Annotated in this window: 21 protein-coding genes; 9 read left to right on the forward strand and 12 right to left on the reverse strand. The window is 64.9% G+C overall.

The window, feature by feature from the left end:
* Positions 1-135: 135 nt before the first annotated feature.
* Positions 136-690, reverse strand: coding sequence for a c-type cytochrome (locus AABA86_RS02895; RefSeq protein WP_028142116.1), 555 nt, complete (start codon positions 688-690; stop codon positions 136-138).
* A 234-nt stretch (positions 691-924) separates the two neighbouring features.
* On the opposite strand from AABA86_RS02895, the gene AABA86_RS02900 reads away from it, so the two are divergent.
* Together AABA86_RS02900 and AABA86_RS02905 are read left to right on the forward strand one after the other, a co-directional pair.
* Entirely contained in the window at positions 925-1,665 is a 741-nt protein-coding gene (locus AABA86_RS02900; RefSeq protein ID WP_028142117.1) for a 3-deoxy-manno-octulosonate cytidylyltransferase, read from the forward strand.
* Positions 1,666-1,704: 39 nt separating this feature from the next.
* Complete coding sequence (locus AABA86_RS02905) at positions 1,705-2,565, forward strand: prephenate dehydratase (protein WP_212245583.1); 861 nt, start codon at positions 1,705-1,707, stop codon at positions 2,563-2,565.
* Between the two features lie 130 nt (positions 2,566-2,695).
* On the opposite strand, the gene AABA86_RS02910 is transcribed toward AABA86_RS02905, so the two are convergent.
* Entirely contained in the window at positions 2,696-3,709 is a 1,014-nt protein-coding gene (locus tag AABA86_RS02910) for an LLM class flavin-dependent oxidoreductase (protein ID WP_338305665.1), read from the reverse strand.
* A 398-nt stretch (positions 3,710-4,107) separates the two neighbouring features.
* Between AABA86_RS02910 and metF the strand changes: the two genes are divergently transcribed.
* Positions 4,108-5,028 (forward strand): methylenetetrahydrofolate reductase [NAD(P)H], encoded by a 921-nt coding sequence (gene metF, locus AABA86_RS02915; protein ID WP_338305666.1) that lies wholly within the window; start codon positions 4,108-4,110, stop codon positions 5,026-5,028.
* Positions 5,029-5,034: 6 nt separating this feature from the next.
* The gene (metH, locus tag AABA86_RS02920) at positions 5,035-8,886 is read left to right on the forward strand and encodes a methionine synthase (RefSeq protein ID WP_338305667.1); all 3,852 of its coding nucleotides are present in this window, start codon (positions 5,035-5,037) and stop codon (positions 8,884-8,886) included.
* 897 nt (positions 8,887-9,783) lie between these two features.
* On the opposite strand, the gene AABA86_RS02925 is transcribed toward metH, so the two are convergent.
* Positions 9,784-10,413 (reverse strand): glutathione S-transferase family protein, encoded by a 630-nt coding sequence (locus tag AABA86_RS02925; protein WP_338305668.1) that lies wholly within the window; start codon positions 10,411-10,413, stop codon positions 9,784-9,786.
* Between the two features lie 149 nt (positions 10,414-10,562).
* Here AABA86_RS02925 and AABA86_RS02930 point away from each other — a divergent pair, with 149 nt between their 5' ends.
* Positions 10,563-10,976: a DUF6636 domain-containing protein gene (locus AABA86_RS02930; RefSeq protein WP_338305669.1), complete on the forward strand. Its 414-nt coding sequence runs from the start codon at positions 10,563-10,565 to the stop codon at positions 10,974-10,976.
* Between the two features lie 37 nt (positions 10,977-11,013).
* Here AABA86_RS02930 and AABA86_RS02935 read toward each other — a convergent pair whose 3' ends face one another.
* The 9 genes from AABA86_RS02935 to AABA86_RS02975 all read right to left on the reverse strand — a co-directional run bounded on the left by AABA86_RS02935 (position 11,014) and on the right by AABA86_RS02975 (position 22,421).
* Complete coding sequence (locus AABA86_RS02935) at positions 11,014-11,664, reverse strand: HepT-like ribonuclease domain-containing protein (protein WP_212245601.1); 651 nt, start codon at positions 11,662-11,664, stop codon at positions 11,014-11,016.
* Positions 11,661-12,074, reverse strand: a complete 414-nt coding sequence (locus tag AABA86_RS02940) for a RusA family crossover junction endodeoxyribonuclease (protein ID WP_212245603.1) — start codon at positions 12,072-12,074, stop codon at positions 11,661-11,663. Before AABA86_RS02940 ends, AABA86_RS02935 begins: the two co-directional genes overlap by 4 nt.
* Before the next feature lie 59 nt (positions 12,075-12,133).
* On the reverse strand, positions 12,134-13,639 hold the full coding sequence (gene glpK, locus AABA86_RS02945) for a glycerol kinase GlpK (protein WP_092254339.1): 1,506 nt from the start codon (positions 13,637-13,639) through the stop codon (positions 12,134-12,136).
* A 221-nt stretch (positions 13,640-13,860) separates the two neighbouring features.
* Positions 13,861-14,634 (reverse strand): SDR family NAD(P)-dependent oxidoreductase, encoded by a 774-nt coding sequence (locus tag AABA86_RS02950; protein WP_338305670.1) that lies wholly within the window; start codon positions 14,632-14,634, stop codon positions 13,861-13,863.
* A 127-nt stretch (positions 14,635-14,761) separates the two neighbouring features.
* Positions 14,762-15,904: a pimeloyl-CoA dehydrogenase small subunit gene (gene pimD / locus AABA86_RS02955; RefSeq protein ID WP_338305671.1), complete on the reverse strand. Its 1,143-nt coding sequence runs from the start codon at positions 15,902-15,904 to the stop codon at positions 14,762-14,764.
* 132 nt (positions 15,905-16,036) lie between these two features.
* Positions 16,037-17,227 (reverse strand): pimeloyl-CoA dehydrogenase large subunit, encoded by a 1,191-nt coding sequence (gene pimC, locus AABA86_RS02960; RefSeq protein ID WP_212245608.1) that lies wholly within the window; start codon positions 17,225-17,227, stop codon positions 16,037-16,039.
* Positions 17,228-17,243: 16 nt separating this feature from the next.
* The gene (locus tag AABA86_RS02965; protein ID WP_212245610.1) at positions 17,244-18,431 is read right to left on the reverse strand and encodes an acetyl-CoA C-acyltransferase; all 1,188 of its coding nucleotides are present in this window, start codon (positions 18,429-18,431) and stop codon (positions 17,244-17,246) included.
* Entirely contained in the window at positions 18,428-20,104 is a 1,677-nt protein-coding gene (pimA, locus tag AABA86_RS02970; protein WP_212245612.1) for a dicarboxylate--CoA ligase PimA, read from the reverse strand. The genes AABA86_RS02965 and pimA overlap by 4 nt, the downstream gene beginning before the upstream one ends.
* Before the next feature lie 220 nt (positions 20,105-20,324).
* Positions 20,325-22,421, reverse strand: a complete 2,097-nt coding sequence (locus tag AABA86_RS02975) for a 3-hydroxyacyl-CoA dehydrogenase NAD-binding domain-containing protein (RefSeq protein WP_091955910.1) — start codon at positions 22,419-22,421, stop codon at positions 20,325-20,327.
* 131 nt (positions 22,422-22,552) lie between these two features.
* On the opposite strand from AABA86_RS02975, the gene AABA86_RS02980 reads away from it, so the two are divergent.
* The 4 genes from AABA86_RS02980 to AABA86_RS02995 all read left to right on the forward strand — a co-directional run bounded on the left by AABA86_RS02980 (position 22,553) and on the right by AABA86_RS02995 (position 25,885).
* Positions 22,553-23,419 (forward strand): IclR family transcriptional regulator, encoded by an 867-nt coding sequence (locus AABA86_RS02980; RefSeq protein ID WP_212245614.1) that lies wholly within the window; start codon positions 22,553-22,555, stop codon positions 23,417-23,419.
* Positions 23,420-23,485: 66 nt separating this feature from the next.
* Positions 23,486-24,283, forward strand: a complete 798-nt coding sequence (locus AABA86_RS02985) for an ABC transporter ATP-binding protein (RefSeq protein ID WP_338305673.1) — start codon at positions 23,486-23,488, stop codon at positions 24,281-24,283.
* On the forward strand, positions 24,280-24,993 hold the full coding sequence (locus tag AABA86_RS02990) for an ABC transporter ATP-binding protein (protein WP_018318824.1): 714 nt from the start codon (positions 24,280-24,282) through the stop codon (positions 24,991-24,993). Before AABA86_RS02985 ends, AABA86_RS02990 begins: the two co-directional genes overlap by 4 nt.
* 13 nt (positions 24,994-25,006) lie before the next feature.
* On the forward strand, positions 25,007-25,885 hold the full coding sequence (locus AABA86_RS02995) for a branched-chain amino acid ABC transporter permease (protein ID WP_212245619.1): 879 nt from the start codon (positions 25,007-25,009) through the stop codon (positions 25,883-25,885).
* The last annotated feature ends 2 nt before the right edge of the window (positions 25,886-25,887 follow it).

Genomic DNA, 25,887 nt, shown 5'->3' on the forward strand with positions numbered 1-25,887 from the left:
TTTCCTCATCTTGGAAGGCCGAACGGCCTGTCTGATGCGGCCAAACGCCCCGATAAACTCGCCGCGAGGCCCGGATAAGGAAACGGCCAGGCTTTTCAGCCTGGCCGCATATTCCAAGATCGGGTTCTTGAGGCCTTACTTCGACGCGGTCGGCAGCGGCTGAGGATGCTCCGACAGCGAGTTCAGATAGGCAATGACGTCGGCGCGCTCGGAATCCTTGGCGATACCGGCGAAGCCCATCGCGGTGCCCGGGATGAAGCCCTTCGGATTGGCGATGAACTTGTTGAGGTCGTCGAACGTCCAGGTACCGCCCTTGCCCTTCATGGCAGCGGAGAAATTGAAGCCGCCACGACCCTCGCCCCTCTTCTCGCCGACGACGCCATAGAGGTTCGGACCGACGCGATTCGGGCCACCCTTCTCGAACGTGTGGCAGGCGCCGCACTTCTTGGCGGCGGAGGCGCCCTTTTCGACGGAGGCGGTCTGGAGCAGCTTTTCGATCGGCTCGGAGGCCGCGGCGGCAGCGCCGCCTTCCTTGCCGTGGCCGGCATCTTCCTTCACGGCGATCTCGAAACCCGGCTTCTCCAGCGGCTTCGGCGTGAACAGCGCATTGGCGGTGAAGCTCGTCACCAGCAGAAGGAGACAGGTGCCGAGCACGGCACCGAGAATTTTATTGAGTTCGAAAGAGTCCATTTCCGGCCAGGCCCCACACCGCAAGAAGAATCGAGCGGCCGGGCGGCCGCCAGGACGAGCCTCGGGAGAATCAAGCGTTCCCTATCGTTTCCCCGAGTTTTGCCATTGAGATATCGGTTTGCCCGGGGTCTGGCAACCCGTATAAGCGACCCGGCTTTCGGCCCGTCCCCACCCCATTTCCCGGCGCGGAAAACGCCCCGTTTCCAGGCTCTTGACCCCAGACCTTTGAACCCGATGATCGATCCTCGCATCCTGGTGCTGATCCCGGCCCGCATGGCCGCCACCCGCCTGCCCGGCAAGCCGCTCGCCGATATCGCGGGATTGCCGATGATCGTGCACGTGCTGCGCCGCGCCGAGGCCGCCGGGATCGGCCGGGTCGCGGTCGCGACCGATACGCCCGAGATCGCTTCGGTCGTGACGGCCCATGGCGGCGAAGCCGTGATGACCAGCCCCACACACCCCTCCGGCTCCGACCGCATCCACGAGGCCATGCAGAAGCTCGATCCGGACGGCAAGGCCGAGATCGTGGTCAATCTGCAGGGGGATTTCCCGACGATCACGATCGACAACATCCGCGAGGTGCTGCCGCCGCTGCAGGACCCGGCCGTGGACATCGCGACACTGGCCTCGCAGATCCATACCGAGGAGGAGGACCTCGCCCCGAGCGTCGTGAAGGCGATCGGAACCTCGCTCGGCGGCAAGCGCATGCGTGCACTTTATTTCACCCGCGCGACCGCGCCGACCGGCGACGGACCGCGCTACCACCATATCGGCCTCTACGCCTATCGCCGCGCCGCGCTGGAGCGTTACGTTTCGCTGCCGCCCTCGCCGCTGGAATTGCAGGAGAAGCTCGAACAGCTCCGGGCGCTCGAGGCGGGAATGCGCATCGACTTCACCATCGTCGACACCGTCCCCCGCGGGGTCGACACGCCGGCGGACCTGGAAACCGCCCGCAGCATCCTTTCCAAATCCTGAGCCGCTGTTACAAGGCCGACCCAGGAGCACTTTTAAGACATGAGCAAGATGAAGATCGCATTCCAGGGCGAGCCCGGGGCCAATTCCCACATCGCCATCGTCGAAGCCTATCCCGACGCCGAGCCGATGCCCTGCGCCACCTTCGAGGACGCGCTGTCGGCGATCTCCTCCGGCGAGGCCGATCTCGGCATGATCCCGATCGAGAATTCGGTCGCCGGCCGCGTTGCCGACATCCATCACCTCTTGCCGGCCTCCGGCCTCTTCATCATCGGTGAATGGTTTCTCCCCGTTCGGCATCAGCTGATGGCGGTGAAGGGCACCAAGCTCGACGACATCAAGAGCGTCGAGAGCCATGTGCACGCGCTCGGCCAGTGCCGGCGCATCATCCGCAAGCTCGGCATCAAGCCGATCGTGCATGCCGACACTGCCGGCAGCGCTCGCGACATCTCCGAGCGCAACGACAAGACGGTGGCCGCGATCGCCTCGCGCCTCGCCGCAAAGATTTACGGCCTCGACATCCTCACCGAGGACATCGAGGACGAGGCGCACAACACCACGCGCTTCGTGGTGCTGGCGCGCGAGCCGAAATGGGCCGCCCAAGGCTCCGGCCCGCTGGTCACGACTTTTGTGTTCCGGGTGCGCAATTTGCCGGCCGCGCTCTACAAGGCGCTCGGCGGCTTTGCCACCAACGGCGTCAACATGACCAAGCTCGAGAGCTACATGGTCGACGGCAATTTCTTCGCCACGCAGTTCTACGCCGACGTCGACGGCCACCCCGATGACACCGGCCTCGCCTTCGCGATCGAGGAACTGAAATTCTTCTCGCGCGAATTCCGCATCGTCGGCGTGTATCCGGGGCATCCGTTCCGGGCCACTTTCAGTGAGTCGAAGCAGGATTAGTCTCGTGTCCCGGACGCGCGAAGCGCGAGCCGGGACCCAGAAAGTTGCGATCTCCGGGGGGCGCGATGGGCCCCGGCTCTGCAGCGCACCGCTGAAGGAGCGCTGCGCTGCGTCCGGGGCACGATAGTTCTTACGCGGTCGCTTTAAGCCCAAACGCCTCGGCAAGCAGCGAATACGACCTCTTCCGCGCCTCGTGATCGTACACCGCCGTGATCACCATCAGCTCGTCCGGCTTGCTCGCGTCGATCAGCGGCTGCAGCTTCTTCTGCACCGTCGCGGGGCTGCCGACGAACAGGCGTGAGCGGTTGCGGAGGATCGAGGTGCGCTCGGAGTCGGAATAAGGATAGGCCAGCGCCTCCTCGACGCTCGGCAGCGGCAGATATTGACCGCGATCACGCCGCAGCCGGTTGAGATCGAACGAGCTGGCGAGCTTTTCGGCTTCCTCATCGGTATCGGCGGTGACGACGGCAACCGCGAGGATCGCGTGCGGGCTCGCGCGCCAGGCCGAGGGCTGGAAGCGGTTGCGGTAATGCACCATCGCGTCGATCGCGTCATGGGACGCGAAGTGATGGGCGAAGGCGAAGCCCATGCCGACCTGTGCGGCCAATTCCGAGGAATAATCGCTGGAGCCGAGCAGCCAGATCGGCGGCAGTCTGGTGTCGTCGGGCATGGCGACGACGTTGTGGTAGGGGTGCCCCGCGGGAAATTCGCGGGTCTCCCACAGAATCAGCTCGTGCAGCCGCTCCAGGAAATCATCGCCCTCGCGGCGGTCGAGCCGGCTCCGGAGCGCATAGGCGGTGGCGCCGTCGGTGCCGGGCGCGCGGCCAAGGCCGAGGTCGATGCGGCCGGGAAACAGCGCCTCCAGCATCTTGAAGCGCTCGGCTACCACCAGCGGCGCATGATTGGGCAGCATCACCCCGCCGGAGCCGACGCGGAGATGCTTCGTCACCGCCGCGATCTGGCCGATCATGACGTCTGGCGCGGGACTCGCGACCGAGGCGAGGTTGTGATGCTCGGCGAGCCAGTAGCGGACATAGCCGAGCCCGTCGACATGGCGCGCCAGGTCGATGCTGTTGCGCAGCGCCGCGGCGGGCCTGGTGCCTGTGGTGACGACGGAGAGGTCGAGGACTGAGAGCGGGATCATGGCGCGCTAACCTAGTGGAGGACCGCGCGGCGACAATGGGGCAGCTGCGCAGATCTGGCGTGTGCAGGCCGCGAGCCCGTGCAGTCGACCGAAGCAAGGCGGTGGGCCAAAAGAAGTCCATACAGCACCTCCTTCATAGTGCCCACCCACTGCGCCCGCTTCTGCCGGCCCTCAACTTCTCGTCAATTCATTGAAATAACTAATCTATTTTTGAATCACCGGCATCCCACTCAAATCGATTGGCGCTCAATAATTCATCTATTGTTGACAGAAGTGGGCCATTTCCCATCTCTGATGGGCTGTCGATCGGACCGCCTTTGCCCTATCTTGGGCTCTCCCAAGCTGGACCTGACCGTCGGCCGCCAGGATCTGGCGACACATCTGGAGCGAGTGGTGCCATGACCGATCTGACGATTCCTGCCCGAGCCAACGGGCAAGACGGGCACATGAAGCGGCCTGCGATCTCCTTCGAGTTCTTTCCGCCCAAGACGGAAGATATGGAGCGCAATCTCTGGGAGACAATCAACCGGCTCGCCCCGCTCGACCCGAAATTCGTCTCGGTGACCTATGGCGCCGGCGGCTCGACCCGCGAGCGTACCCATTCGACCATTGCCCGCATCCTGAAAGAGACCGCGCTGCTGCCGGCGGCGCACCTGACCTGCGTCGGCGCCTCGCGCGGCGAGATCGACGAGATCGTCGATCGCTATCACGAGGTCGGCGTCCGCCACATCGTGGCCTTGCGCGGCGATCCCGCCGGCGGCATCGGCACGCCCTATGCCAGCCATCCCGACGGCTACCAGAGCTCGGCCGACCTCGTCGCCGGGATCAAGAAACGGCACGGCGATATCGAAGTGTCCGTGTCGGCCTATCCCGAGAAGCATCCCGAAGCGCGCGACTTCGATGATGATATCGACACGCTGCAGGCCAAGGTCGACGCCGGCGCGACCCGCGCTATCACCCAGGTGTTCTTCGACAACGACCTCTACTTCCGCTATCTCGACCGCGTCCGCGCCCGCGGCATCAACATCCCGATCGTCCCGGGCATCATGCCCATGCACAATTTCAAGCAGGCCCGCAATTTCGTCACCCGTGCCGGCACCACCGTCCCGGACTGGTTCGCCGCGAAATTCGAGGGCCTCGACGAGGACGCCGAGACCCGCAAGCTGGTGGCCGCCACCGTCGCGGCCGGCCAGGTGCAGAAGCTCGCCAAGCACGGCGTCGACACCTTCCACTTCTACACCATGAACCGCGCCGATCTCGTGTTCGCGATCAGCCATTTGCTCGGCATCCGCGCCAAGAGCGCCCAGAAAGCGGCCTGAGACAACATGACCGTACCTGTTTCCGCGAAACGTACTGCCCTGCTGAACGCCGCGCGCGAGCGCATTCTCGTGCTCGACGGCGCCATGGGCACGATGATCCAGAACCTCCAGTTCGACGAGGCCGCCTTCCGCGGCGAGCGCTTCAGGGATTTTCATCGTGACCTCCGCGGCAACAACGATCTGTTGATCCTGACCCAGCCGCAGGCGATCGAGGACATTCACGCGGCGTATTTGCGCGCCGGCGCCGACATCGTCGCCACCAACACCTTCTCGACCACCTCGATCGCGCAGGCCGATTACGACCTCACCGACATCGTCTACGAGATGGCGCGCGAAGGCGCCCGCCTCGCCGGCAACGCCGCACGCCGCGTCGAGGCCGAGGACGGCAAGCCGCGCTTCGTCGCCGGCGCCATCGGCCCGACCAACCGCACCGCCTCGATCTCGCCCGACGTCTCCAATCCCGGCTACCGCGCCGTCACCTTCGACGATCTGCGCAAGTCCTATGGCGAGCAGATCAACGGCATGCTCGACGGCGGCGTTGATCTGCTGCTGGTCGAGACCATCTTCGACACGCTGAACGCCAAGGCGGCGCTCTACGCCATCGCCGAGATCACCGAAGCGCGCGGCATCGACATGCCCGTGATGGTGTCGGGCACCATCACCGACAAGTCCGGCCGCCTGCTCTCGGGCCAGATGCCGGAGGCGTTCTGGAACTCGGTGCGGCACGCCAAGCCCGTGACCATCGGCTTCAACTGCGCGCTTGGCGCCGAAGATCTGCGCGCCCATATCGCCGATATCGGCCGCGTCGCCGACACGCTGGTCTGTGCTTACCCAAACGCCGGCCTGCCCAACGAATTCGGCCAGTATGACGAGACGCCGGAGTATATGGCGCGCCTGGTCGGCGAGTTCGCTGCGTCCGGCCTCGTCAACATCGTCGGCGGCTGCTGCGGCACCACGCCGGAGCATATCGCCGCGATCGCGGCTAGCGTCGCTCCGCACAAGCCGCGCATCGTGCCGGAGATCGAACCGCGCCTGCGGCTCTCCGGCCTCGAGCCCTTCATCCTGACCGACGCGATCCCGTTCGTGAACGTCGGCGAGCGCACCAACGTCACCGGCTCCGCCCGTTTCCGCAAGCTGATCACGGCCGGCGACTACACGGCGGCGCTGCAGGTCGCGCGCGACCAGGTCGAGAACGGCGCGCAGATCATCGACGTCAACATGGACGAGGGCCTGCTCGACTCCGAGGCCGCGATGGTGACGTTCCTCAATCTCGTCGCCGCCGAGCCCGATATCGCCCGCGTCCCCGTGATGGTGGACTCCTCCAAGTTCTCGGTGATCGAAGCCGGCCTGAAATGCGTGCAGGGCAAGCCGATCGTCAACTCGATCTCGATGAAGGAAGGCGAGGAGAAGTTCATCTTTGAGGCCAAGATCGCCCGCCGTCATGGCGCGGCTGTGGTCGTGATGGCGTTCGACGAGGTCGGCCAGGCCGACACGTTCGCGCGCAAGACCGAGATCTGCAAGCGCGCCTACGACATCCTGGTGAACAAGGTCGGCTTCCCGCCCGAGGACATCATCTTCGATCCGAACGTCTTCGCGATCGCGACCGGCATCGAGGAGCACAACAATTACGGCGTCGACTTCATCGAGGCGACGCGCTGGATCCGCCAGAACCTGCCGGGCGCCCACATCTCGGGCGGCGTCTCCAATTTGTCGTTCTCGTTCCGCGGCAACGAGCCGGTGCGCGAGGCGATGCACTCGGTGTTCCTGTATCATGCCATCAAGGCCGGCATGGACATGGGCATCGTCAATGCCGGACAGATGATCGTCTATGACGACATCGATGCCGAGCTGCGCCAAACTTGCGAGGACGTCGTGCTCAACCGCGACCCGGGCGCGTCTGAGCGTCTCTTGGCGCTGGCCGAGAAATTCCGCGGCAACAAGACCCAGACCAAGGAGGCCGATCTCGCCTGGCGCGAATGGCCGGTCGCGAAGCGGCTGTCGCATTCGCTGGTGCATGGGATCACCGAGTTCATCGAGCAGGACACCGAAGAGGCCCGCAAGGCGTCCTCGCGTCCGCTCGACGTGATCGAGGGCCCGCTGATGGCCGGCATGAACGTGGTCGGCGACCTCTTCGGCGACGGCAAGATGTTCCTGCCGCAGGTGGTGAAGTCCGCGCGCGTGATGAAGCAGGCGGTGGCCTGGCTGATGCCGTTCATGGAGGAAGAGAAGGCGCGCAACGCCGCGAACGGCATCGGCACGGAAGGCTCCTCCTCCGCGGGCAAGATCGTGCTCGCGACCGTGAAGGGCGACGTCCACGACATCGGCAAGAACATCGTCGGCATCGTGCTCCAGTGCAACAATTACGAGGTCATCGACCTCGGCGTGATGGTGCCCGCCGCCAAGATCGTCGAGACCGTGAAGGCGGAGAAGGCCGACATCGTCGGCCTCTCCGGCCTGATCACGCCCTCGCTCGACGAGATGGCGTTCTTCGCCGGCGAATTGCAGCGCGAGGGCCTCAAGCTGCCGCTCCTGATCGGCGGCGCCACCACGAGCCGCGTGCACACCGCAGTCAAGATCGACCCGAGCTATCGCGCCGGCCCCGTCGTGCATGTCAACGACGCCAGCCGCGCCGTCGGCGTTGCCTCCTCGCTGCTCTCGCCCGAGAAGCGCGAAGCCTATGCCGCCGAGGTGCGCGCCGAATATGCCAAAATTTCGGACGCGCATCTGCGCGCGCAGGCCGACAAGAAGCGCCTGAAGCTCGCGGCAGCGCGCGCTAATCGGGTGCCGGTCGATTTTGCCAAGAGCAAGCCGGTGAAGCCGACCTTCCTCGGCATCCGCAGCTTTGACGACTACGATCTCTCCGAGCTGGTCGATTGCATCGACTGGACCCCGTTCTTCCAGACCTGGGAACTTGCGGGGCGCTTCCCCGCCATCCTCGACGATTCCAAGGTCGGCGAGGTCGCGCGCTCGCTCTATGACGACGCGCGCAAAATGCTCGACACCATCGTCAAGGAAAAGTGGTTCCGGGCGCGCGCGACGATCGGCTTCTGGCCGGCGAACGCGGACGGCGACGATATCGCTGTTTATGCCGACGAGAGCCGGACCAAGAAGATCGCGACGCTGCACACGCTGCGCCAGCAGCTCGAGAAGCGCGAGGGCCGCTTCAACGCGGCGCTCGCCGACTTCGTCGCGCCCGCGGGCGTGCCCGACTATGTCGGCGGCTTCGTCGTCACGGCAGGCATCGGCGAGGATGCGGTCGCCGATCGCTTCAAGATGGCCAATGACGATTACTCCTCGATCCTGTGCAAGGCGCTGGCCGACCGTCTCGCCGAGGCCTTCGCCGAGCGCATGCATGCCCGCGTGCGCCGCGAGTTCTGGGCCTACGCGCCGGACGAGACGCTCTCCAACGACGAGCTGATCCTCGAGAAGTATCAGGGCATCCGCCCCGCGCCGGGCTATCCCGCGCAGCCCGACCACACCGAGAAGGCGACGCTGTTCGAGCTGCTCGATGCGGAAGCAACCTGCGGCGTGAAGCTGACCGAGAGCTTTGCGATGTGGCCGGGCTCCTCTGTGTCCGGGCTCTATTTCGCCAGCCCCGAAAGCTATTATTTCGGCGTCGGCAAGATCGAGCGCGACCAGGTCGAGGATTACGCCGCGCGCAAGGGCATGAGCGTCGCGGAAGCCGAGCGCTGGCTCGCGCCGGTGCTGAACTACATCCCGTCGCGCGAAGACAGCGACAAGGCCTTTGCGGCCACGCCGGCCAACGACGAGACCTCGAAAGACCTCGCTTCGCATCCGCCGGGCTGCACCTGCGCCGTGCACCTCGTTTGGCAGAAGAAGCGCGCGGGGGCGGGATAGGCGCGCGCGCTCTCTCCCCTTCATGGCGAAGGCCTCCGTGTCCCGGACGGCGCGGCATCGCGCAAGCGATGTGGCGCCGAGCCGGGACCCAGGAGCCGCACGGCACGCGGCAAGGTGGGCCCCGGCTCTGCAGCGCACCACCCCGGACGATGCTGCGCATCGCCGGTCCGCTGCGCTGCGTCCGGGGCGCGAGTCCTTTGTTCAATAGACACACCTTTGCATCCTCGCGGCGTTTCCGCCCGAGCTTTGCTCTCCGCTTCACGCCCTCATAGCGAAAGGGCGCAGGGAAGGCCGGGCGCCGGCTGGCACCCAAAATCCGTCGTGCGATGAGATGCACACGCAATGCACAACGGATCAACAGGTGAAGCCGAAACGTCCGGCCTTCCCTGCGCGATGTTTGACGGCGTATGGCGCGCTCTCCCCGGAGACGAGTTCCTGCTTGCCTCCGTCACCTCACGGATTGACGATGCGCTTCGTCCGGTCGGGCTCCGCGCACCTCCGCAAGGCTTGGCTGTAGCAACGACAGCCAGGACCACGCGATTTGGCCGTACGCATCAGCGCCGTTCGTCCGCACGCCGCGGGATCTCACGGGGTTCATCCCGCCCTGCTCCCGCCTTTCGTGCACGACGCTGCCGCGTCCACCGCTCCCCGATCCGCGGCTCGTTGCGACGTACGACCGCCCCTTTCGCCGGATCAGGATGGGCGACACATACGCCGAAACCGAATTTCGGTAAAGTGGAATATTTTCGCGACGGTGGGTTGACAGAAGGCGACACAGCCACGATGGCGTAGCCCGGATGGAGCGTCAGCGTAATCCGGGGCCGTGCAAGATGCCGGGCGAGCGGCCCCGGATTGCGCTGCGCTCCATCCGGGCTACGAAGATGGCCGATCGCGGCCTCACCCCTTAGGCGGGGCCAACGGCTGCACGATCTCCTGGAACGGCGCCAATGCCTCGCAGCGATCGGCATGTGCCGCGAGCGCCGGATAGCCCGACGCATCGAACAGCTGCGGATGCGCCTCGCGGGTGAAGCGGACGACGCAGGCAACCGCAATGTCGGCGTGGCCGATCCGATCGCCCAGCCAATACGGCGTCGTCACCTTGGCGCGCTCGGCCTCGAGCACGGCGAGCACGTCGCCAATCTGCGCCTGGCAACGCTCGACCCACAGCGCAAGCTGCTCCTTTCGCAGCACGCGCTCGTAGAGCAGGCTCACCGCCTTGTCGCCGAGACCGGAAGCGAGCGCGCAGATGCGCAAATGCCTGCGCCGCTCGGTGCCGCCGCGCGGCAGCATGGCCTTGTCCTCGCCGACGAGCTCGTCGAGATAGTCCAGGATCACCGTGCTCTCGATCAGCGCCTCGCCGTCATCGAGCACCAGCGTCGGCACGCGGCGCAGGGGATTGTACGGCGCGATCTTGTCGGCATCACCGAAGGTCGACCACGGCCGGTGCTCGAAAGGAAGGCCGTAAAGCTTTAGCGCAATCGCGACGCGGCGGACGAAGGGGGAATCATATTGGCCGATCAGGAACATGGTTTTTGCTCTTGTCAGTCGTGGGATACGGCAGGGCCGTCCAGTTCATCGCCAATGCGCGCAGATCGCAACAAATATCTTGGAAGGAGAGCATTGCGCTCCCCGCAACAAACGGGAATCAATGCGCGGCCACCAGCCGGGAGTTTGCCATGTTCTTGCGATCCTTCACTGTCCTCGCCCTGCTCGCGGCTGCGAGTAGCGCCCACGCACAAGATCGCCCGATCGGCTTCCTGACGCCGTCGAAGAACATCGTCTGCCAGTTCTACGCGGACAACGGCCAGGGCGTGCTCCGCTGCGACATCATGAACATGGAGAGCCGCCCGCGCCGCCCGGCCGATTGCGAGCTGGACTATGGCCATGCCTTCGAGATGAGTGCGAAAGGCGCTGCAGGACGCATCTGCGCCGGCGACACCGTGATGGACGCCTCGCTGCCGGTGCTCGCCTATGGCGAGGTATGGCAGCGCGCGGGGTTCACGTGCCGGTCGGAGCAGACGGGACTGACGTGCTTCAACGCCATGCAGCACGGGTTCTCGCTGGCGCGGGGGAACCAGGAGGTGTTTTGAGGAGCGAACACGGCCTCAATCGACACCAATCGAGCCTTCAATGCGCGCCCTGAGCTTCCTTGCTATTTGCAAGCGAAGACAGAATTTTGACAAACGATTCAATCTGCGGTCGGGTGACCGCGACACTAAGCTCCCCATGGACGAACCTGTTTCTCATATCTGCAAATTTTCGAAGTTCATCAGCCTCGTCGGGCGTAATGTGCCCTTCCGTCGCCAAGCCCTGAATTAGTCGACCCGGTGTTTGAGGTCGGCGGAATTCCTTTGCCATAAGAGTCCGTCCAATTGCCTCTAGCGTAGCCCAAGACGTGAGCATCGCCGGCTCAACAAACCCAGAATCAAGTAACTCTGAGATTTCCTTCAGGCGCGCCAAAATTGCCTCGCGGCTCTGAGGCACAAGCCCATCTTGCGTTTCGCTTGGGTTCACCCAAACAACGCGAAACTCCCAACGATCTTGCCCCTCAAAGCGCCTAGCCAAATCTTTGAGAACGTTTTCTGCACGACCACTTCTATGTTTAATCTCGATCACGAGATTCTTATCGTCGCGCAGCGCTATGACATCAGGAACGTATGCCCCCAAAAAGGGAGGCAACAATTGCTTACCAGGATTCACGAAGACGTCGTATCCCTCAGACTTCAAATCGGGGACCAAACGTTCCAGCACCACGCTTTCGCTTGCTTCTAGGCTCATCGCAAGTCCTCGAAGGGATCGTTCGACACACGTATATATAGAACCGGCTGTTGGCCGTTGATAGCCTCAATCAACAAATCGGTTGGATTGGAAAAACTAAATATACTACCTGGTTCAAATTTTTGAACAACGATCCGTTCCACCTGCCGATCGTCGACGAATACGTGACGGCACATTCCGTCAAGGATTAGTTTCACGATGTTGTCCACGTCTCCCTGCATCGGCTCCGGCGGAAAGTAGAAGATCGTCACGGCCATGCGTTCGAGCGAAGCAAAATGGGGGCTCGGAAGGGCGAGCGAACTGGCTTCTTTCACACGGCCTTTCCACTGATCCTTCGCGATCGGGTTTTGCGAGGAAAGCGAAACCGGCGTGCCGTTCAACAGAAACTCGATAGGAAAAACAATCTCCATCCCGAGCACCAGCAAACACCTGAGGATACATTACTCTATCGCAACCTCTGGCTGAAGCGCTACCCCTCCCCCTCATCGCTCGCCAGCACGCCCTTCACTGCCCTTGCCCAGCCCGCCAGCTTCCGCTCGCGCGTGGCCTGGCTCATGTTCGGCTTGAAGCGGTGCTCGAGGCGCCAATTGTCGGCGAACTTTGTGGGCTCGGGATAGACGCCGGCCTGGAGGCCGGCGAGGTAGGCGGCGCCCAGGGCCGTGGTCTCCTGGATCACGGGGCGGTCGACCGGTGCGTCCAGCAAATCAGCGAGGCGCTGCATGGTCCAGTCTGATGCTGTCATGCCGCCGTCGACGCGGAGCACGACGCTGGCGGTTTCCGAGCTTGGCCAGTCGGCGCGCATCGCGGCCCAGAGGTCAAAGGTCTGGTAGCAGACGCTTTCGAGTGCGGCATGGGCGAGCTCGGCGGGGCCGGTGTTGCGGGTGAGGCCGAACAGCGCGCCGCGCACGCGCGGATTCCAATAGGGCGCGCCCATGCCGACGAAGGCGGGGACCAGATAGACGCTCTGCATGGAGTCCGACTGATCGGCAAGCGGGCCGGTTTCGGCGGCGTGCTTGATGATGCCGAGGCCGTCGCGCAGCCATTGCACCGCTGAGCCGGCAACGAAGATCGAGCCTTCGAGCGCGTAGGTGCGCTTGCCATCGAGTTGGTAGGCGACAGTGGTGAGCAGCTTGTTCTTGGACACCACCGGCGTGGTGCCGGTGTTGAGCAGGGCAAAACAGCCGGTGCCGTAGGTCGACTTCATCATGCCGGGACGGAAACAGGCCTGGCCGATGGTGGCGGCCTGCTGGTCGCCGGCGATGCCTGAGATCGCAATCGCGCCGCCGAACAGATCGGGCGTGCTCTCGCCGAAGCGGGCCGAGGAGTCCTTCACCTCGGGCAGCATCGAGCGCGGCACGCCGATGATCTCGAGCAGCTCGTCGTCCCACTGTCCGGTGTGGATGTTGAACAGCAGCGTACGCGAGGCGTTGGTGGCGTCGGTGGCGTGCACCTTGCCGCCGGTGAGGCGCCAGAGCAGGTAGCAATCGACCGTGCCGAACATCAATTCGCCGCGCGCGGCGCGGGCGCGGGCGCCGGGGACGTGATCGAGGATCCAGGCGACCTTGGTGCCGGAGAAATAGGGATCGATGATCAGGCCGGTCTTCTGCGAGATCACGGGCTCGCGGCCATCGGCTTTCAGTTTCGCGCAGATGTCGGCGGTGCGGCGGTCCTGCCAGACGATCGCGCGGTGCACGGCCTGCCCGGTGGCGCGGTCCCACACCACGGTGGTCTCGCGCTGATTGGTGATGCCGATCGCCGCGATGTCCTTCGCGGTGATGCCGGCCTGCTCGATCGCCTCGCGGCAGACCATCACCGTCGAGGTCCAGATGTCCTCGGGCTCGTGCTCGACCCAGCCCGAGGCCGGAAAATGCTGCGGAAACTCCTGCTGCGCCTTCGCCGCGATGGAAATATCGCCGCGAAACACGATCGCGCGCGAGGAGGTGGTTCCCTGGTCGATGGCGAGGACGAAAGACATGGCGGCTTACCCTTGGCGTTGCCCTGGAGGGGGTCATTGTGTTGCGGCAAAGGGAGCGGATTGGAGACGGAAGGTCAAGGTTGGTCTCGTGCCCCGGACGCAGCGCAGCGCCTTGGCGGTGCGCTGCTGAGCCGGGGCCTACAGCCAAACGAACGGAGACATGGGTCCCGGCTCTGCGTCGCGTCATTTCATGCCGCGACGCGTCCGGGACACGAGACCGCCTACACCGCCGCCGTGGTCACGCCGCCGTCGATGACGATGGTCTGGCCGGTCATGAAGCTCGACGCGTCGGAGGCGAGGTAGGCCACCGCGCCGGCGATTTCATCGGGTTCGCCGATGCGGCGCAGCGGTGTGGTGGCGGTGCGGCGCTTGAGGTTGGCTTCGTCTTCCCACAGCGCGCGGGCGAAATCGGTCTTGACGAGGCCGGGCGCGATGCAGTTGACGCGGACGCCTTTCGGGCCCCATTCGCCGGCGAGCGAACGGCACAGCGCGAAATCGGCGGCCTTCGAGATGCCGTAGGCGCCGATCACGGTGGAGCCGCGCAGGCCGCCGATCGAGGAGATGATGACGACGGAGCCGCCTCCGCGTTCCGCCATTTGCGGGATCGCCAGCGCGGAGAGCCAGATGTTGCTCTTGACGTTCGAGCCCATGATCTTGTCGAAGGCTTCGTCCGTGATGTCGAGCAGCGGGCCGTAATACGGATTCACCGCGGCATTGCAGACGAGGATGTCGATCTTGCCGTAATGCTTCGTGGCGCCCGCGATCAGCGCCTCGACCTCTTCCTTGCGCGCGATGTTGCACGGAATGACGGTGGCATCGCCGCCGGAAGCGATGATGCCGTCGGCGACCTCCTTGCAGGCATCCGCCTTGCGCGAGGACACCACGACCTTGGCGCCGAGCTTGGCGAGCAGTTCCGCCGAGGAGCGGCCGATGCCGCGGCTGGAGCCGGTGACGACCGCGACCTTGCCGGTGAGATCGAACGGGGTGTTTTTCATTGTCGGCTCCTTCTTCCTGGTCATTCCGGGGCGCGCATAGCGCGAACCCGGAATCCATTTCACCGCGCGTATTGCCGCCCGATGGATCCCGGGTTCGCGCTACGCGCGCCCCGGGATGACAGCGAGGCTAGATCAACCCGCCACCATCCGCGACGCGGCGCTGGTGGTAGTCGGTGTCACCAAAACTGTTCTCGATCATGGTGAGGCGCTTGAAGTAGTGGCCGATCTTCGCCTCCATGGTCATGCCGATGCCGCCGTGCAGCTGGATCGCCTGCTGGCCGACGAATTTCAGCGACTTGCCGATCTGCACCTTGGCCGCGGCGATCGCGTTCGAACGCTCCTTCTCGTTCTCGAAATCGCTCGCCATGGTCGCGAACATTGACATCGACCGCGCCTGCTCGGCCGCGACGAACATGTCGGACGCCCGGTGCTGCAGCGACTGGAACGAGCCGATCGCGACGCCGAACTGCTTTCGCGTTTTGATGTACTCGACGGTGGTCTTGAGCGACTCGTCCATCAGGCCGACCGCCTCGGCGCAGAGCGCGACGCGGGCTTCATCGACGACACGCTCGATCAGCGCCAGCGAATCCTCGGGATTGCCGAGCACGGCATCGGGACCGATTTCGACACCGGTGAGCGTGATGTCGGCGGCGTGCAGGCCGTCCTGGGTCGGGTAGGACTTCTTGGTCACGCCCTTGGCATTCGCCGGCACCAGGAACACGCCGATCCCGGCCTTGTCACGACGCTCGCCCTTGGTGCGCGCGGTGACGATCAGGGTGTCGGCATTCTCGCCGTTCAGCACGACGAATTTCTCGCCGTCGATGACGTAAGCCTCGCCCTTCTTCTTCGCGGTGGTCGCGACGTCGAACAGATCGTAGCGCGAGTTCTTCTCGAGCTGGGCGAACGCCAGCGTCTTGCTGCCGTCGATGATGCCGGGCACGTGCGCGGCCTTCTGCGCGTCGGTGCCGGCATGGCGCAGGAAGCCGCCGCCGATCACGACCGTTGCCAGATACGGCTCGAGCACCAGCGCCTTGCCGAGCGCTTCCATCACGATCATGGTCTCGACGCCGCCGCCGCCGAAGCCGCCATCGGCCTCGCTGAAGGGCAGGCCGAGCAGGCCCTGCTCGGCGAGCTTGAGCCAGACCGCTTTGCTCCAGCCGCCCTTCTCCTTCATGTACTTCTTGCGGCTCTCGAAATCGTAGGAATCGGTCAGCAGGCCGTCGATGCTGTCCTTGAGAAGCCGCTGCTCCTCGTTCAGATCAAAATCCATGTCTTTGGTTCCTCGTACCCGAAATTATCTGGCTTCGTCATCCCGGGGCGCGCGCAGCGCGAGCCCGGGATCCATACTCCCGATCGTGGTTATGGATTCCGGGCTCGCGCGATGCGCGCCCCGGAATGACGCCTAGAGTCCCAGCACCGCCTTGGCGATGATGTTGCGCTGGATCTCGTTGGAGCCGCCGTAGATCGAGACCTTGCGGTTGTTGAAGTAGCTCGGCGCGATCTGGGCGGTCCAGTCCATGGCTTCGTTCGAGCCGTCGTCGCCGTGCACGTCGTAGGGCGCGGCGAACGGGCCGATCACTTCCATCAAGAGCTCGGTGGTGGTCTGCTGGATCTCGGAGCCCTTGATCTTCAGCACCGAGGAGGCCGGATTGGGCTTGCCCTTGCCGTGCTTGCCTTCGTCGGCGACGACCCGGAGCTGGGTGAGCTCCAGCGCCTTCAGCTCGATCTCGCACGCGGCGAGCTTCTCGCGGAACGCGGCGTCCTGGATGATCGGCTTCCCGCCGGATTCCACCTTGCCGGCGAGATCGCGGATGCGGCGCAGCCGCTCCTTGGAGACGCCGACGCGGGCGATGCCGGTGCGCTCATTGCCGAGCAGGAATTTGGCGTAGTCCCAGCCCTTGTTCTCCTCGCCGATCAGATTCTCGACGGGCACCTCGACGTCGTCGAAGAATACCTCGTTGACCTCGACGCCGCCGTCGATGGTCTGGATCGGGCGCACCGTGACGCCTTTCGACTTCATCGAGAACACGATGAAGGAGATGCCCATCTGCTTCTTGGCGTTGTTGTCGGTGCGGCAGAGGCAGAAGATCATGTCGGCGTGCTGGGCCAGCGTGGTCCAGGTCTTCTGGCCGTTGATGATCCACTTGTCGCCCTTGCGCTCAGCCTTGGTCTTGAGCGAGGCAAGGTCGGAGCCGGAGCCGGGCTCCGAAAAGCCCTGACACCACCAATCGTCGACATTGGCGATGCGCGGCAGATACTGCTTCTTCTGCTCCTCGTTGCCGAAGGTGTAGATGACCGGGCCGACCATGCTGACGCCGAAGGCGAGCGGCTGCGGCGCCGGATAGGACTGCAGCTCCTCGTTGAAGATGTAGTGCTGCACGCTGGTCCAGCCGGTGCCGCCATATTGCTTGGGCCAATGGCTGACGCCCCAGCCCTTCTTGTTGAGGATGCGCCACCAATTCACCATCTCGTCCTTGCCGAGGTGACGGCCCTCGACCATCTTGCGCCGCGTGTCCGGCGGCACGTTGTCGCGGAAGAACTGCCGCACTTCCTCGCGAAACGCCTGCTCTTCCTTCGTGAATGCGAGATCCATCGGATCCTCCTGTGAATTACTGCAAAATCTCGAACAAGCCGGCCGCGCCCATGCCGCCGCCGACGCACATGGTGACGACCGCATATTTGGCCTTGCGGCGGCGGCCCTCGATGAGGGCGTGGCCGGTGAGGCGCGCGCCCGACATGCCGTAGGGATGGCCGACTGCGATCGCGCCGCCGTCGACGTTGATCTTGTCGGGGTCGATGCCGAGCTTGTCACGGCAATACAGCACCTGCACCGCGAAGGCTTCGTTCAGCTCCCAGAGGCCGATGTCGTCGACGGTGAGGCCGTGGCGCTTGAGCAGGCGCGGCACGGCGAAGACCGGGCCGATGCCCATCTCGTCCGGCTCGCAGCCGGCCGAGACGAAGCCGCGGAAGATGCCGAGCGGCTTGAGGCCGCGCTTGGAAGCTTCCTTGTCGCTCATGATCACGCTGGCGCTGGCGCCGTCCGAGAGCTGGCTGGCATTGCCGGCGGTGATCGAGAAACCTTCGCCGCGCACGGCCTTGAGGCCGGCGAGGCCTTCCGCCGTGGTCTCGGGGCGCGGGCCCTCGTCCTGCGACAGCGTGATGTCTTTCATCGACACGGCGCCGGTCGCCTTGTCGGTGACGGCCATCTGCGTCGTGATCGGCGCGATCTCCTCCTTGAACTTGCCGCCCTGCTGCGCGGCAGCTGTGCGGCGCTGGCTCTCCAGCGAATATTCGTCCTGCTTCTCGCGCGAGATGCCGTAGCGCTTGGCGACGATCTCGGCGGTGTCGATCATGGGCATGTAGACCTCGCCCTTGATCTTGAGCAGCGCGGGGTCCTGGGCGTGGAAGCCGTTCATCTTGTCATTCTGCACGAGGCTGATCGACTCCCCGCCGCCGCCGACCGCGATCTCGACGCCGTCGAAGAGCACCGAACGCGCGGCGAGCGCGATCGCCTGCAGGCCGGAGGCGCATTGCCGGTCGATGGTGGTGCCGGCGACGGTGACGGGCAGGCCGGCGCGGAGCAGCGCCTTGCGCGCGATGTTGCCGCCGGTCGAACCCTGCTGCAGCGCCGCGCCCATCACGACGTCCTCGATCTCCTTCGGATCGACTTTTGCGCGCGCGACGGCTTCGCCGATGGCGTGACCGAGCAGCGTCGCGCCCTCGGTGGCGTTGAGCGCGCCGCGATAGGCTTTGCCGATCGGGGTGCGGGCGGTGGAAACGATGACGGCGTCGGTCAAGAACGACCTCCTGGTTGCGTGGATTGTGACGGTTTCTGCTGCTGGCGCAATTCGTGGCGCGACAATTTTCCGACCGGCGTGCGCGGCAGGTCGTCGACGAATTCGACCTCGGCCGGCAATTCATGCTTGCCGACCTTCCCGGCGAGCTGCGCGCGCAGCTCGTCGAGCGAGAACGGCTTTGCGTCGGGCTTCAGCTTGATGAAGGCCTTGGCGGCCTCGCCGCGGTACTGGTCGGGAATGCCGAGCACGATCACCTCGTGCACGCCAGCAATGGTGTAGATCGCCTGCTCGATCATCTGCGGATAGACGTTGAAGCCGCCGGAGATGATCATGTCCTTCTTGCGGTCGACCAGGAAGAAATAGCCGTCGGTATCGACATAGCCGATGTCGCCGGTGAGGAAGCGGCCGTCGACGAAGGCATCCGTGGATCCCTCCGGCTTGTTCCAGTACCCCTTGGTGACGTTCGGGCCCTTGATGCGGATCTCTCCGACTTCGCCCGGCGCAAGCACGCGCTTGGGATCGTCCAGCGCGACGACGTCGAGCTCGATGCCGGGCAGCATCAGGCCGATCGAGCCGGGCTTCTCCGGCCCGGTGGCTGGATGGCCGGTGCCGGGCGAGCAGGTCTCGGTCATGCCCCAGCCGCTGCGCAGCTTCTTGCCGACCTTGCGCTCGAAGAAATTGGCGATCTCCACCGGCAGCGGCGCGCCGCCGGAGCCGATGGTGGCGAGCGAGGAAAAGTCGCGCTTGTCGAGGTCGGGAAGTGCGGCGATCGCGATCCACATCGTCGGCACGCCCGGAAAATACGTCGCGCGCTTGACTTCGATGTCGCGCATCACGGCTTCGACGTCGAAGCGCTGATGCAGCGAGATCAGATTGCCACGGCTGAGCGAGGACAGCAGCACCACGGTCAGCGCGTAGATGTGGAACAGCGGCAGCACGCAGATCACGCGCTCGACGACATCGCCGCGCGTAGCGCGCGATGGCTTGCCCCAGACGTCGTAGATCGACACCGCCGAGGTGAGATTGCCGTGGGTCAGCATCGCACCCTTGGGCAGGCCGGTGGTGCCGCCGGTATATTGCAGCAACGCGACGTCGTCGGCCGTGACGACGGGCCACGCCGCCGGCGCGGTCGCGCCCTCGGTGAAGGCCTTGAAGGTGACGATGCGGGGATCATCCGGGATCGCCGCCTGCGGCGTGCCGATCTTGCCCCAATGATCGTCCTCGCAGACGACGAGGCGGTCGATCAGCCCCTTCTCCAAAAACTTCAGCGCGGTCGGCAGCAGCGCCGCAAGGTTCGAGGTGACGAGCAGGCGCGAGCCGGAGTCCGAGATCTTGTGCGTCAGCGCAATCTCGCCGTCGAGCGGGGAGAGATGCGCGAGACGGGCGCCGGCCTTCAGCGCGCCGAAGAAATTGACGGGATGATCCGGCGAGTTGCCCAGGAACAGCGCGACGGACGTGCCCTTGCCGCAGCCGGCACGCAGGAACGCCGCCGCCGCACGCTCGGCCTGAGCTGCGAGCTCGGTGTAGGTGATCGGGCGATCGCGAAATTCCAGCGCGGTGCGCGGGCCGTAATCGACGGCGGCTTTCGACAGCAGGTCGGGCAGCGAGCCCTGAGCGATGGGGTCGTCCCAACGCACGCCCTCGGGATAGAATTGTTCGCCGGGATGGGTCATGGGCGATCGATACTCTGCAAAACGGCAATCGCCGGGTCGTGTGAGGCGGGCACCGGCGGACGGGCTCCCTTCCCCCTTGTGGGGAAGGGTTGGGGAAGGGGGTAGCCACAAACACTGACCTCGCCCGGGGCCACCCCCCTCCCTGCCCCTCCCCCACAAGGGGGGAGGGAACGGAAAGAGCTTTGCCCGGAGCGCGACATTGCAGCAGCTACCAATCCGATCACGCCGCCTTCGACGCCGCCGCCAGCGAGGCGAACGTCTTGCCTTCGGCCGCGAGCTTCTTCAGCAGCGGCGCGGGCTCGAGGCTCGGATCGTTGGTCTCCTTGGCGTAGAAGGCGAGGCGATCGGCGATGTGCTTGAGGCCGACGCTGTCGGCCCAGAACATCGGGCCGCCGCGGTAGATCGGCCAGCCATAGCCATAGAGCCAGACCACGTCGATGTCGGAAGGACGCGCCGCGATGCCCTCTTCGAGGATCTTCGCGCCCTCGTTGATCATCGGATACATCATGCGCTCGAGGATCTCGTCGTCGCTGACGACGCGCTTCTTGCGGCCGAGACGGGCAAGCGTCTCGTCGATCAGCTTCTCGACCTCCGGATCGGGCAGCGCCGAGCGGCTGCCGGCTTCGTACTTGTAATAGCCCTTGCCGGTCTTCTGGCCGAAGCGGCCGGCCTCGCACAGCGCGTCCGCGATCTCCGACTTGATGCCGCGGTCCTTGCGCGAGCGCCAGCCGATGTCGAGGCCGGCGAGGTCGCCCATCGCGAACGGCCCCATCGGCATGCCGAACTTGGTGACGACCGCATCGACCTGCTGCGGCAACGCGCCTTCGAACAGCAGCTTCTCGGATTGCTTGCCGCGCTGGGCCAGCATGCGGTTGCCGACGAAACCGTCGCAGACGCCGACCACGGCCGGCACCTTGGCGATCTTGCGCGCAATGTTCACCGCGGTGACCAGCGCATCCGGCGCGGTCTTGTCGGCGCGCACGATCTCGCACAGCTTCATGACGTTGGCCGGCGAGAAGAAGTGCATGCCGAGCACGTCCTGCGGACGCTTGGTCGATTTCGCGATCTCGTCGATGTTGAGATACGAGGTGTTGGAGGCGAGCACGGCGCCGGGCTTGACGTACTGGTCGAGCTTGCCGAACACTTCCTTCTTCACCGCCATGGTCTCGAACACGGCTTCGATGACGAGGTCGGCATCGCCGACATTCTCGATGCCGACGACGCCGTTGATCAGCGCCATGCGCTTGGCGGGCGCATCCGCCGGGATGCCGCCGCGCGCGGCAGTGGCCTCCCAGTTCTTCTGCATGATGCCCATGCCGCGCTTGAGCTGCTCCTCGCCGGTCTCGATCAGGGTGACGGGAACGCCGGCATTGGCAAAGGACATCGCGATGCCGCCGCCCATGGTGCCGGCGCCGAGGATGGCGACGCGGTTGACGGGACGCGACTTGGTGCCGTCAGGAACGCCCGCAATCTTGGCAGCCTCGCGCTCGGCGAAGAACGCATAACGCTGCGCCTTCGACTGATCGCTGGCGACGAGCTTCAGAAAACCCTCGCGCTCCTTCTTCAGGCCTTCGTCGAAAGGTAGGTCAATGGCGTAGCCCACCGCGTCGGCGGCGGCGAACGGCGCTTCCAGCCCGCGCGACTTCTTGGTCATGGCGGCGACAGCATTGGTGAAGATCGAGCGGTCGGCCTTGGCGGCCGCGATCTTGGAATCGTCGTCGCGCAGGCGCCGCAGCGGGCGCTTCTCGGCCAGCAGCTTGCGCACGAAGGCCTCGCCGCCCGATGCCGGTCCCTCGATGATCTCCTCGATCAGGCCGTTCTTGAGCGCTTCCGCCGCACCGATGGGATCACCGCCGACGATCATCTTGACCGCGAGCTCAGGCCCAACCGCGCGCGGCAGGCGCTGGGTGCCGCCGGCGCCCGGCAGAAGACCGAGCTTCACCTCGGGCAGACCGAGCCTGGCTTCCTTGACGGCGACGCGGAAATGGCAGGCGAGCGCGACTTCGAGGCCGCCGCCGAGCGCGGTGCCGTGAATCGCTGCGACCACCGGCTTCGGCGAGTTCTCGATCTCGGACAGCACGTCGTTGAGGGCGGGCGCCTTCGGCGGCTTGCCGAATTCGGTGATGTCGGCGCCGGCAATGAAGGTGCGGCCGGCACAGGTCAGCACGATGCCCTTGATGGCGGGATCGGCAATTGCGGCCTTGATGCACTCCAGGATGCCGCCGCGGACTGCGGCACTCAGAGCATTGACCGGAGGGCTGTCGACCGTGACGATCCCGACCTCGTCATGACGCTCAAGCTTGACCACTTCGCTCACGGTGTTCCCTCCTTGGTGGGGATGTACTTTTGTTCGATTTCGCGGTGCGGAATTTAATTCCGCATCTTGACGGCAGGGTTATTTTGAAGCACGTGGCTTGTCAACGACTCCGCGCAAGAAGCAGATCAGGGATGAAGCGTACAGGAAAGAAGCCTGCGACCGATCGGAATTTCGTCGTCGCGCTCTCCCGCGGACTGGACGTATTGCGCGCATTCCACCCCAATGACGGCCTTCTCGGCAATCAGGAGATTGCGGCTCGCACCAACCTGCCGAAGCCGACCGTGTCGCGGCTGACCTACACCTTGACCAAGCTGGGCTATCTTGCGCCGGTTCCCCGCTTCGAGAAGTACCAGCTCACACCCGCCGCGATGTCGCTCGGCTACGCCGCGCTCGCCAATCTCGGCGTTCGGCATTTGTCCGAGCCGTTCCGCGAGGACGTGATGCGCGCGACCGGCGGCGCCGTCGCCGTCGGCGGCCGCGACCGTCACAGCATGATCTATTTCGGGCAGAGCCGCGGCAGCGAGACCGTCGGGGTTCAACTCGACGTCGGCTCTCGCGTGCCGATTGCAACCAGCGCGATGGGTCGCGCCTATTTCTGGGCGCTCGACGACGCGGACCGCGCAGAACTGTCGCGCCTGTTGCGCGAACATTACGGCAGCCGCTGGCCCAAGATGCGCGACGGGCTGGAACGCTCCGGCGAAACCGTCGCGAAATACGGTTTTGCGATCTCCGTCGGCGACTGGCACGACGACATCGGCGCCGCCGGCGTCGCGCTCAGGCTCAACGACGGAACCGGTCCCTACGCATTCAATTGCGGCGCGCCCGCATTCCGCTTCACGGAAGAGCGTTTGATCAACGACATTGGACCGCGTCTCGTAGCGATGGTAAGGAACATCGAAGCGGCGCTCGGGGGTCTGATGCCGCATTCCAAAAAAGACGTCAGCAAAAAGCTGAAATCAGGAGGGAAAGTTGCGCGTGTGGCCGAGGGATTCAGATAGCCTTTGTCATCACCGGGAGCGGTTCGCATCGCTCCCTCGCTCACCGAACGACGTGAGCGAGACGAGATGACGCAGGCACAGCTCGCGCAGGGGACATCCCCCCTGCTCGCGGTTCGCGACGTCAGCGTCGTGTTCGGCGGCATCATCGCGCTCAACGGCGTGTCCTTTGACATGCACAAGGGCCAGATCCTCGGCTTGATCGGCCCCAACGGCGCCGGCAAGACCACGCTCTTCAATTGCCTGTCCCGGCTGTACCAGCCGTCGTCCGGCGACATCCTGATGGAAGGCGCGAGCATTCTGACGCGGCCGCCGCACCGGATCGCCGAGATCGGCATCGGCCGCACCTTCCAGAACGTGGCGCTGTTTCCGAACCTCTCGGTGATGGACAACGTCCGCGTCGGCGCGCATTCGAAGACCTCGAGCGACATCATCAGCGACTCGCTCCGCCTGGCCTGGGTTCGCCGCAGCGAAGCCAGCGTCAACAAGAAGGTGCACGGGATCCTCGCCTATCTCGACCTCGAGGACGTCGCCCACACCGTCGTCTCCGGCCTGCCCTTCGGCACGCAGAAGCGCGTCGAGCTGGCGCGCGCACTCGCGGCCGATCCGAAGATCCTGCTGCTCGACGAGCCCGCTGGCGGCCTCAATCACGAGGAAGTCTACGTGCTCGGCGACCTCATTCGCCGCATTCGTGACGACCGGCACATGACCGTGCTGCTGGTCGAGCATCACATGGGCCTCGTGATGTCGATCGCCGACCATGTCGTTGCGCTGAATTTCGGCAAGAAGCTCGCGGAAGGCACGCCGGCCCAGGTGCAGGCGGACCCCGACGTCATCAAGGCCTATCTCGGGAGCAAGGACCAATGACGACATTGCTCAACGTCAAGGACCTGCGCGCCTATTACGGCCAGGTCCAGGCGCTCCATGGCCTGTCCTTCTCGCTCAACGAGGGCTCGCTCGTGACGCTGCTCGGGGCCAACGGCGCCGGCAAGACCACCACGCTGCGCGCGATCTGCAACATGGTGCGCTCCACCGGCGGTATCGAGTTCGACGGCAAGCCGCTGAACAACCGCTCTACCGAGAGCATCGTGCGGTTCGGCATCGCCCATGTACCGCAGGGCCGCGGCACCTTCACCACCATGACGGTGGAGGAGAATCTCCAGCTCGGCGCCATCACCCGCAAGGACAGCGCCGGCATCGTCTCCGACATCGAGCGCATGTATGCGCATTTCCCGGTGCTGAAGCAGCGGCACACCCAGCAGGCCGGCACGCTCTCCGGCGGCGAGCAGCAGATGCTCGCGGTCGCCCGCGCCCTGATGCTGCGGCCGCGGCTGATGCTGCTGGACGAGCCCTCCTTCGGCCTCGCACCGCTGGTGGTGCGCGACCTGTTCGGCATCCTCGGCAAGATCAACCGCGAGGACAAGGTGTCGATCCTGGTGGTCGAGCAGAACGCCCAGCTCGCGCTGGAGCTCGCCGACCAGGCCTATGTGATCGAGACCGGACGCATCGTGATGTCGGGCAATGCCAAGGACATCGCGAACAACGAAGAAATCCGCAAATCCTATCTGGGTTACTGAGGGAGCCGGGACAATGGAGCTGTTCACCAACCAGGTCCTGGCCGGCATTGCCACGGGCGCGATCTACGCCTGCATGGCGCTCGCCGTGGTCATGATCTACCAGGCCATCGACCATCTCAACTTCGCGCAGGGCGAGATGGCGATGTTCTCGACCTTCATCTCCTGGCAGTTGATGCAATGGGGCGTGCCCTATTGGGCTGCCTTCGTGATCACGCTGGCCTTCTCCTTCGTCGCCGGTATCGCGATCGAGCGGATCCTGTTCAAGCCGCTGGCAAAGGCGCCGGTGCTGACCAACGTCGCCGGCTTCATCGCGCTGTTCGCGATCATCAACTCCTCGGCCGGCTTGATCTGGGACTTCACCATCAAGCAGTACCCGACCCCGTTCGGCTCCGCCCCGTTCCTCGGGAGCCAGCTGATCTCGACCCACCAGGCCGGCATGATCGGCGTCACGGTGCTGCTGCTGATCGGGCTCTACTTCTTCTTCCAGTACACGCGGATCGGCCTCGCCATGCGGGCCGCCGCCTCGGTGCCTGAATCGGCCCGCCTGGTCGGCATCAACACCTCCTGGATGATCGCGCTCGGCTGGGGCATGGCAGCCGCGATCGGCTCGATCGCCGGCATGCTGATCGCTCCGGTCGTGTTCCTCGAGCCCAACATGATGGGCGGCGTGCTGATCTACGGCTTTGCCGCGGCGGTGCTCGGCGGACTGACCAGCCCGTTCGGCGCCGTGGTCGGCGGCTTCCTGGTCGGCATCTTCGAGAACCTCGCCGGCACCTACATCCCCGGCGTCGGCAACGAGCTGAAACTCCCGATCGCGCTCGCGCTGATCATCTCCGTCCTGGTCGTCAAACCCGCCGGCCTGTTCGGTCGGCACATCGTCAAGCGAGTTTGATC

Origin of the sequence: Bradyrhizobium sp. TM233 (assembly GCF_036247965.1) — a bacterium.
Taxonomy (GTDB): domain Bacteria; phylum Pseudomonadota; class Alphaproteobacteria; order Rhizobiales; family Xanthobacteraceae; genus Bradyrhizobium; species Bradyrhizobium ottawaense.